We start from the raw sequence: 1,362 nt of genomic DNA, 5'->3' as shown, positions 1-1,362 counted from the left end.
ACACTGGTTATTTGCGGATAGTTATCTATTACAGGTTGATATTGTTCATCTATGGCAAAAACCTCATCACTTTTTATACACTTACCTTTACTATCTACTGTACGGCAACTATTTTTTTCATTAGTAACCACTTTTAAATAACGTTGTACTGAAGCGGACAACGGCTCTGGATAGTTAATAAAATCAGATCTCGGCGTTATCTGATACCAGTTATCCCCAGTAATACCCCAGCAAATAGCAGGGATCACCCCTAAACTTAACCAATTAAAAGTAGAAGAACCACAACTGCTTGCCGCATCTATCCCCGCTATAGGAGCTGAAACCGTGATCAAATTTATGTTTATATCAGCACGTTCCCAATGGTGAGAATGATTATCTTCCATCGATTTACGCGCAACTAAACCTCCAAGACTATGACCGATAACAGAGATATTTTTATCAAGAGTCTGTATTGCAAGTTCTTGTAATGCAATCGCCAGTTTATCCGCACTTTCAGTTAGGCTATCTCGATCATTATAGCTATAACAGATAGCCTGCTGACCATGAAATGCATAAAGCTGGGCTAATGAACGAAACCGCCCTGCCGAACCTTTACAACCATGTACTAAGACAGTTATTGGATGAGTCGAATTAAATTTTAAAGTGCGATCTTTCGAGTCAGTACAAGGCCCTAAATTAGCTATCTCAACTGACCGATCGGGAGTCGGTAATCGTCCTAACTGCAGAGGTTCAGGCTGCGGCTGATAAGGGGGAAAAAAAGAGCAAGCAGTTAAAAAAACACTACCGATAAATACTAAAATTAATCTCATAACGATTATCCCCTTAACGTTATTAAATATGCAAGTACAGTGACCAAGTGATTGTTATACCGAAGTAGATATTTTTTACATCTTAAAATTTCAAAAGAAAACAAATACGATTTCACTAGCAAAATAATATTTGAAGTATAGCGCCCCCTTTAAAAATATAAAAATTAAAACTGAATGGATATTATTGTCCGCACAGATAGAACCTTTTTGTTATATCTTAGAAGCGACCAAAGAATAAACCGCAAGCTCAGCGCTATTATTGATACGCCTAATAGAATATCTAATTGATAAAATTGATAATACAAGCTATCGCTCAAAAAAAAGGTGCTCAATGAGCACCTTTTTGTAAACTAGCAGTGAGTTAACACAACTTAAATCGCCGCTATAATCGCGTTTAAAGTTTTACTTGGACACATGGCTGCAGTCACTTTAACAGGATCAGTATGAAAGTAACCACCAAGGTCGACTTTTGCACCTTGTGCAGCGTTTAACTCATTAATAATAGTAGCTTCATTTTCAGATAAGGCTTTAGCCAGCGGTGCAAAAGTCGCCT

2 protein-coding genes are annotated in these 1,362 nt (G+C 37.4%); both read right to left on the bottom strand.

What is annotated here, in order from left to right; genetic code table 11:
• On the bottom strand, positions 1 to 809 hold an 809-nt coding region (locus KSO91_RS17265; protein WP_238744258.1), incomplete at its 3' end, for an esterase/lipase family protein.
• Positions 810 to 1,180: 371 nt separating this feature from the next.
• Positions 1,181 to 1,362: NADP-dependent isocitrate dehydrogenase (locus KSO91_RS17260; protein WP_238744257.1), on the bottom strand; the 182-nt coding region annotated here is incomplete at its 5' end.

This window comes from Psychromonas antarctica (assembly GCF_022267535.1).
GTDB classification, from domain to species: domain Bacteria; phylum Pseudomonadota; class Gammaproteobacteria; order Enterobacterales; family Psychromonadaceae; genus Psychromonas; species Psychromonas antarctica.
Note: the sequence above shows the minus strand (reverse complement) of the source record. Positions and strands in the feature narration are given on the sequence as shown.